The sequence below is a fragment of the Paenisporosarcina sp. TG20 genome (genome assembly GCF_000286315.1).
Taxonomy (GTDB): domain Bacteria; phylum Bacillota; class Bacilli; order Bacillales_A; family Planococcaceae; genus Paenisporosarcina.
This window is the reverse complement of record NZ_ALJG01000178.1, coordinates 1-7,579: the sequence shown is the minus strand read 5'-3', so window position 1 is coordinate 7,579 and position 7,579 is coordinate 1. Positions and strand designations below refer to the sequence as shown.

6 protein-coding genes are annotated in these 7,579 nt (G+C 36.4%); 3 read left to right on the top strand and 3 right to left on the bottom strand.

The window, feature by feature from the left end:
- Window positions 1–587: 587 nt before the first annotated feature.
- A complete protein-coding gene (locus B371_RS0102815; RefSeq protein WP_019412800.1) occupies window positions 588–1,679 on the bottom strand; it encodes a diguanylate cyclase in 1,092 nt (363 codons plus the stop codon).
- 185 nt (window positions 1,680–1,864) lie between these two features.
- Between B371_RS0102815 and B371_RS0102810 the strand changes: the two genes are divergently transcribed.
- The 3 genes from B371_RS0102810 to B371_RS21135 all read left to right on the top strand — a co-directional run bounded on the left by B371_RS0102810 (window position 1,865) and on the right by B371_RS21135 (window position 4,532).
- Window positions 1,865–2,287, top strand: a complete 423-nt coding sequence (locus B371_RS0102810) for a DUF1934 domain-containing protein (protein WP_019412799.1) — start codon at window positions 1,865–1,867, stop codon at window positions 2,285–2,287.
- Window positions 2,284–3,951, top strand: coding sequence for an arginine--tRNA ligase (gene argS / locus B371_RS0102805; RefSeq protein ID WP_019412798.1), 1,668 nt, complete (start codon window positions 2,284–2,286; stop codon window positions 3,949–3,951). Before B371_RS0102810 ends, argS begins: the two co-directional genes overlap by 4 nt.
- Before the next feature lie 389 nt (window positions 3,952–4,340).
- Complete coding sequence (locus B371_RS21135) at window positions 4,341–4,532, top strand: hypothetical protein (protein ID WP_019412797.1); 192 nt, start codon at window positions 4,341–4,343, stop codon at window positions 4,530–4,532.
- A 1,654-nt stretch (window positions 4,533–6,186) separates the two neighbouring features.
- On the opposite strand, the gene B371_RS0102795 is transcribed toward B371_RS21135, so the two are convergent.
- Window positions 6,187–6,585, bottom strand: coding sequence for a DUF4181 domain-containing protein (locus B371_RS0102795; protein WP_019412796.1), 399 nt, complete (start codon window positions 6,583–6,585; stop codon window positions 6,187–6,189).
- 216 nt (window positions 6,586–6,801) lie between these two features.
- Window positions 6,802–7,068, bottom strand: coding sequence for a DUF4190 domain-containing protein (locus B371_RS0102790; RefSeq protein WP_019412795.1), 267 nt, complete (start codon window positions 7,066–7,068; stop codon window positions 6,802–6,804).
- Window positions 7,069–7,579 lie beyond the last annotated feature (511 nt).

Sequence of the window (7,579 nt, the reverse complement as noted above, 5' to 3'; positions counted from 1 at the left end):
ACTAGTGTGAATTTATCCATCATGGCAACGATTATAATTTTAGTGACAATCATTTGAATCGTGAGCGATACAAAGGTAGCAAGAATGCTTCTTCTACACTATTTCTAACAAGAGAAATACTAGCTCAAAGTACCAGAATTTCAGTGTTCATGATGCAAAACACAGCATTTTTCCATTATTTAAAGTACCAGTGACTTTCCGGACTTAAAGAGTATATACTCTGTTCTTTTTAAGTGATCTTTTCATTTGTGATCAATTCGAAAACATTACTTGCTTGAAGTGGAAGGCGGCGAAAAACATCTGCTCCTGCATCGCTGCGCTAGCTTCGTCGCAAAGAACAGGTCCAAATTCCATTTGGTCCTGTTCTTTCCTACGGGATTAGCGGGACAGGTGAGACCCCGCAGTGGAGCGCAAGCGAATCGAGGAGGCTTACCGCCCGCCCCGTGGAAAGCGTCCGCCTGGAGCGCAAATCAGCGGTATCATAATAGAACCTACTCCTTAAAATGCCAGGAATACTGAATTCATAGCACACCAATTTTATATACTTTCTTATTTTGGAAAAAAACGTGATGCTTAGATTGACTGCATCACGTTTTTTTATTTGTGTAATGAAAGACACGGTTGCGCCCAGTTGCTTTCGCTTCGAACATAGCTTCATTGGCAGCACCATATATTTCGTGAATGGTTGTTCCGTTATCCGGAAACGAACTGACACCAATTGATACTGTAATGTTTATATGTTGATTAGAGGAAATAGTGAAATCCGTTTTTTCTATCATTGAACGAATTTTTTCACCCATATCCAGCCCTACTGCTGGAGGTGCATTAGGCAATAATACGGCAAATTGTTCCCCACCATTACGAGCTGCAAATCCATCACCAATGGATACTAGCTTCTTTAAAAGTTTGCCTAACTCTTTCAAAACTTCATCCCCCACTGGATGTCCGTGGGTATCATTCACTTTTTTGAAGTAGTCAATATCAATCGAAATCATGGAGAAGGGTCTGGTCGAATCCGTAATTAACGAGTTAGTAAGCTCGTGAAACTTGCGGTAGTTATAAAGGCCAGTCAAATAATCGGTTTCAGACAATAACTCAATATGACGAATTTTCTTAAAGTGATCTCTTAACTCAATTAATATGAATAACACCATAAAGAATGAAAAGGCAGAGAAGAAAATAAAGTAAATAATATGAAAATAGTTCTCGGAAGATTGATAAATTAAATAGGTAAGAAGTAATACAACTTGAACAGTAGCATAATAAAAATAATAATGCGCATTTTTAAATGTCATGGGATATTTAAAAGAAAATGCACCAATAACAATCCCTATAAATATCATAGTTGATCCTACAAGAAGTCCGGACGCTGTAAAGACATCTGTCATTAACATACGCGATAATCCAATAATTAATCCACTTACAATCGGGGCTATTGGTCCACCAAAAATTCCGGAAATCACAATGATTATATGCCTTGCATCAACCCTAATTGTTTCTGACAACTCAACCGATGTTTCCATTAGAATAAAGCCAGCTAAACCTCCAAGAATCCCAATTATGTATGGAAGGGCTTTTGGAAAAGGGAAATTAGACCGTGTGACGTTTTGGAAGGGCCAATAAGATAAGACGGCAAAGGTAAATAAAATACAGAAATTAATTAGTAAACCGAAAAGCATGACTTTTCACCCCCAAAACAAAATTCTAGCGTCAGTATATCATATCTATTAATCTAGCAGTACATAAATTCAAATGATTACCAATTGTGATTTTATTTTAGTGGTTAATTTGAAATGAAGTGGGTAAATGACATATAATAAAAAGGTTATACTTTAAAAAACAACGGGAAGCGGTTGGACTAATCATGAACAAACCAATTAAAATTAAATTGAAAACGACCATCAGGCAACCGAACGAACAACCGGAAACTTTTGAGTTATGGGCAAATGGTACTTTAATTGATAAAGGCGAGAATGCCTATTTAAAATATGTAGAAGTGCAAGATGACAATCATATAAATACTACTGTTAAAATGGGTGAGAGGGAAGCACTTATCTTGAGAAGTGGTGGTGTAAATATGCGACTTCCATTTTCAAAAAATGTAGAGCAAACAGGTAGTTATGAAAGCGAGTATGGTGTTTTAATGGTCAAAACGAAGACACGGAAAATGACGTTTAAAAAAAATAACCACGATGGACAATTTGTCGTCCAATATGATTTTAACGTGAGCGGGCAATCCGTTGGCGAATATACACTCGAATTTCATTACACGGAGGGATCGCAATGAACGCAGTAGAACAAGTTCAACAAACCATTAAAGAAGCGTTACAACAGGCCATCTTGAAAGCAAGATTAACTGACACAGAAGGTATGCCGGCAATACAATTAGAAACTCCACGTGATAAAGTGAACGGTGATTACGCAACAAATATTGCTATGCAACTGACGAAGCTTGCAAAAAAACCGCCACGTGCTATTGCACAAGAAATTTTAGATAACCTTGAAACTGCAGGTACTGTTATTGAGAAAATAGAAATTGCAGGTCCTGGATTTATGAATATCTCAATCCGTAAAGATTATTTAACGGAGGTTGTAATTGCGGTTTTAGAACAAGGTGCTGATTACGGACGTTCGAAAGCAGGCGGGTATGTTAAAATACAAGTTGAATTTGTTTCAGCGAATCCAACGGGTGACTTGCATTTAGGGCATGCTCGGGGTGCGTCAGTCGGTGATTCTCTATCTAACGTTCTAGATTTTGCGGGTTATGATGTTTCGCGTGAATACTATATTAATGACGCAGGTAAGCAAATTAATAACTTGGCGTATTCAATAGAAGCTCGTTATAAACAAGCTTTAGGTATAGATGCAGAAATGCCTGAAGATGGCTACCATGGTCAAGACATTATTAATATCGCACAAGCTCAGGAAAAAGAGTTCGGTGACGCATTACTTCAAAAAAATGAAGAAGAACGTTTTGCACATTTCCGTTCATACGGACTTCAAATCGAACTTGGTAAACTTCAACAAGATTTAGCTGATTTCCGTGTTAATTTTGATGAGTGGTTTTCAGAAACTTCTTTATATGAAAACGGTAAAATAGATGTCGCTTTAAATAAATTACGGACTAATGGTCACGTTTTTGTAGAAGATGGTGCCACATGGTTCCGTTCGACAACATTTGGTGATGACAAAGACCGTGTACTTATTAAAAACGATGGAACATTCACTTATTTAACTCCAGATATAGCGTACCATGGTGATAAAATTGCACGTGGTTTTGAAAAATTAATTAACATATGGGGTGCTGATCATCATGGCTACATCCCACGTATGAAAGCAGCAATTCAGGCTCTTGGAAACCCAGAGGATATGCTTGAAGTAAGCGTGATTCAAATGGTTCAGCTGTATAAAGATGGAGAAAAAATGAAGATGAGTAAACGTACAGGTAAAGCTGTAACGATGCGTGAACTTGTAGAAGAAGTAGGACTAGATGCCGTACGCTATTTCTTTGCAATGCGTTCTGGCGACTCACATATGGATTTCGATTTAGATTTAGCGGTTTCGCAATCAAATGAAAACCCTGTGTACTATGCACAATATGCGCATGCGCGAATTAGTTCGATTTTGCGTGCTGCACAAGAGCAAGGCTTCACTGCCTCAGATGAACATTTGGTCTTACTGCAAGCTGAAAAAGAAATTGATGTTCTAAAGAAAATGGGAGATTTCCCTCAAGTTGTGGCTGAAGCAGCGAAACATCGTTCTCCACATCGTGTAGCAACTTATATTCAAGAGTTAGCTACAACATTCCATAGCTTCTATAATGCTGAAAAAGTATTGGATCCAACTAATGAAGACATGACGCGAGCACGTATTGCACTCATTACAGCGGTTCGTACAACAATCGCAAACGCATTACGTTTAATCGGCGTAAGCGCTCCAGAAAAAATGTAATATGAACTTAGTCTACAGCCATTCCGTGTTAAACGGGGTGGCCATTTTTTTCGTGAATGCAGTACTTTGAATTTGGGGGACGAGGGAATAAACACTGGCTTTATAAAAAGTAAGCGGCCGAAGATGCAATTTCGGCCTTTTTTGGTTTCTTCTAATGGGTGGCACTTTTTTTAGGCAAGAGCTTGACTAAGAGACATAAACTACTCCGTTTAATCGAGCGAAGCAAAAGTGTTACTAACAGGAAAGTGGCAAAGGCAAGCCGTGCCACCCATCAAGCATTTCCGGATCGATTGTAGTGTATTTTCAAATGTTTCTAGAGCCTCCTGCAAAAAGTGAGGAAAAAAACATTACTTTTACCGTAAATTGAGGACGTTTTGGAGGTCTTTTTAATGATAATCGGGGTGAGCAGTTGCTCAGTTGGAATTTTGGGTGTCCAAGTTGGAAAAATGGGCAACCAAGTTGGAATTTTTGGACCCCAAGTTGGAAAAATCCCGCTCCAAGTTGGAATAGATAAAATATGGAAGTTTTCTCGAAGAGATCCGCCTAAAAAGTGTCACCCACAGAAAAGTGGCAAAGGCTAGCCGTGCCACCTATCAAGCATTATGGTTATGTTGATTAGACTATTCACATTGATTTTAGTGTATTTTTAACTACTATTAGAGGGTTTTGCAAAAACCGAGGAAAAAACATCACTTTTTCAATAAATTAAGGTCGTTTGTCTAATAGAAACCGGGTGAGCAATCGCTCAGTTGGAATTTTTAATGTCCAAGTTGGAAAAATGGGACAAAATAGTTGGAATAGATAAAGTATGGAAATTTATAATAAAGAGATACGTCTAAAAAAGTGGCAAAGGCTAGCCGTGCCACCAAACAAGCATTATGGTTATGTTGATTAGACTATTCGCATTGATTTTGGTGTATTTTTAACTGTATTTAGAGGATTTTTGCAAAAAGCGAGGAATAAAACATCACTTTTTCAATAAATTAAGGTCGTATGTCTAATAGAAACCGGGTGAGCAATTGCTCAGTTGGAATTTTTAGTGTCCAAGTTGGAAAAATGGGTAGCCAAGTTGGAATTTTTGGATCCCAAGTTGGAAAAATCCCGCTTCAAGTTGGAATAGATAAAATATGGAAATTTATAATAAAGATATCCACCTAAAAAAGTGTCACCAACAGAAAAGTGGCAAAGGCTTGCCGTGCCACCCATCAAGCATTTTGGTTATGTTGATTAGACTATTCGCATTGATTTTCGTGTGTTTTTAGAGGGTTTTGCAAAAAGCGAGAAAAAAAGCATCACTTTTTCAACAAATTGATGCCGTTTGTCTAATGAAAACTGGATGAGCAATCGCTCAGTTGGAATTTTTGGTGTCCAAGTTGGAAAAATGAGCCTCCAAGTTGGAATTTTTGGAACCCAAGTTGGGAAAATCCCGCTCCAAGTTTGAATAGGTAAAATATAGAAGTTTTCTCGAAGAGATCCGCCTAAAAAGTGTCACCCACAGAAAAGTGGCAAAGGCTAGCCGTGCCACTCATTCAGAACTTTAGTTATGTTGATTAGACTTTTCAGATTGATTTTCGTGTATTTTTAGAGGGTTTTGCAAAAAGCGAGGAAAAAATTATCACTTTTTCAATAAATTATGGCCGTTTGTCTAATGAAAACTAGGTGAGTAATCGCTCAGTTGGAATTTTTGGTGTCCAAGTTGGAAAAATGAGCATCCAAGTTGGAATTTTTGACCTCCAAGTTGGAAAAATCCTGCACCAAGTTGGAATAGGTAAAATATAGAAGTTATCTCGAAGAGATCCGCCTAAAGAAGTATCACCAACAGAAAAGTGGCAAAGGCTAGCCGTGCCACCCATTCAGCACTTTAGTTATGTTGAATAGACTTTTCAGATTGATTTTCGTGTGTTTTTAGAGGGTTTTGCAAAAAGCGAGAAAAAAAGCATCACTTTTTCAACAAATTGATGCCGTTTGTCTAATGAAAACTGGATGAGCAATCGCTCAGTTGGAATTTTTGGTGTCCAAGTTGGAAAAATGAGCATCCAAGTTGGAATTTTTGGAACCCAAGTTGGAATAGAGAAAATAGAGAAACCTATAATAAAAAGATTTTGTCTTCAGGTATCGTAGAATAGCAAACCACGCTCAGTTAGTTGACTCGAAATCTAAAATTAAACATACAAAAAGAGCCTGAATTCGTATATGAATTCGGACTCTATCGAACTACTTAGATAACTAAGCAGTTTAAATAAAGAAATTAAATTGCATGACCATTACTATTATGGCAAGTAACATTATTACCCCTTCACTAATAGTTAGAATATATTGTTTGGAGTTCTGAGAATATTTCCGCTCAAAAAAAGTTCTTACTGGATAATCTAGTCCAATCCAGAAAATTGGTATAAGTATAAGCCAATCCGGATAATTTTCAACAATCACCAACATGTTCGTGATTATAAGTATGAAAAAAGTAGAAATTCTAATACCCCAATCAATTTTCCTGTGCAAGTTATTTATGTGGTTATAAGAGAAAAAGGGTTTTTTTTCTTTTTCAATCTTAAGTACTTTTCTTAAAAGAAGTTTTATTAGCACATTTACACCAAGCACTATCAACAAAAAGAGTGCCAACTTTATCCAAAACATATGAAACCTCCCGTTATTAATGACTAACCTTATATTGTAAAAGAAAATTAAGGATTTTCCACTAAAGTAGGCTAAGTGTTAGTGTTTTAAGTTATCTTCAGCTTTACCCCATGCTCCACAAGGAACGTGAGAGTTTCTAGTCATTCCGCGTTCATCTAACGATGTGTACTAGACTATAAGTTCCTCGTTACCCTCTTCAAGAAAGTACCTAAAATACTATCCTACATATAAGATGGAAGCAAAAGAAATATAAGCTAATAATGTAAGTGTTTGAATGATAATTCCAACAACACTACAAATAAAACCAGCAGTCGATAACCCTCTTCCACCTTCATCTGTTATCAGTATTTCTTTTTCAGCTTTTCTTGAAAACACCACTCCAATAATACCAAGAATTAAACCTATAAATGGTATTAGGATTGAAAGAATACCTAGAGTTAAAGAAATTACCGAACTACTGTTTATTTGATTTTTTTCAACCATTTACATTTCCTCCCAATAATATCAATTCACATTACAAAATCAATAACCATCCCCGTTAGCACAATAAGCTCAACAAAAATTCTTTTAATGTAATAACCATTGTGCTAAGGGAATCTATAAATTTGTTCATAGTAACGCTCTCCAACTCTTTTAAATTAATGAACTATCTTTGCGTGACAACCAAAACTTGCCCATTGTAGCTATTATAAGATTACCATATTATTGATATAAATCCTTTTATTAATAAAAATCATATTATAAAATTTACTATAAAAATCAATGCTAATTTGCCCGTTTTATGATGACAATTGCCAAGTTATTACTAAACGGGTCACATAGATTGTAAATTTGTTTAGCGTCTGAAAAACTAGCATATTTCAACGTAATTAAAACGAGATAGAAATAAATACATGAAATCAATGGTCCAATCTGTTCTCAATCCGCATTAATTACCAGAATTAATCCGGGAGACACTAATTATCCGAATAGCTTAAAGAGGTTGTTCAAAAAG

Excerpts from the sequence above, each read along its gene's own strand:
- B371_RS0102815 (WP_019412800.1), bottom strand. The coding sequence starts at position 1,679 with ATGCTTTTCGGTTTACTAATTAATTTCTGTATTTTATTTACCTTTGCC.
- B371_RS0102810 (WP_019412799.1), top strand. The coding sequence starts at position 1,865 with ATGAACAAACCAATTAAAATTAAATTGAAAACGACCATCAGGCAACCG.
- argS (WP_019412798.1), top strand. The coding sequence starts at position 2,284 with ATGAACGCAGTAGAACAAGTTCAACAAACCATTAAAGAAGCGTTACAA.
- B371_RS21135 (WP_019412797.1), top strand. The coding sequence starts at position 4,341 with ATGATAATCGGGGTGAGCAGTTGCTCAGTTGGAATTTTGGGTGTCCAA.
- B371_RS0102795 (WP_019412796.1), bottom strand. The coding sequence starts at position 6,585 with ATGTTTTGGATAAAGTTGGCACTCTTTTTGTTGATAGTGCTTGGTGTA.
- B371_RS0102790 (WP_019412795.1), bottom strand. The coding sequence starts at position 7,068 with ATGGTTGAAAAAAATCAAATAAACAGTAGTTCGGTAATTTCTTTAACT.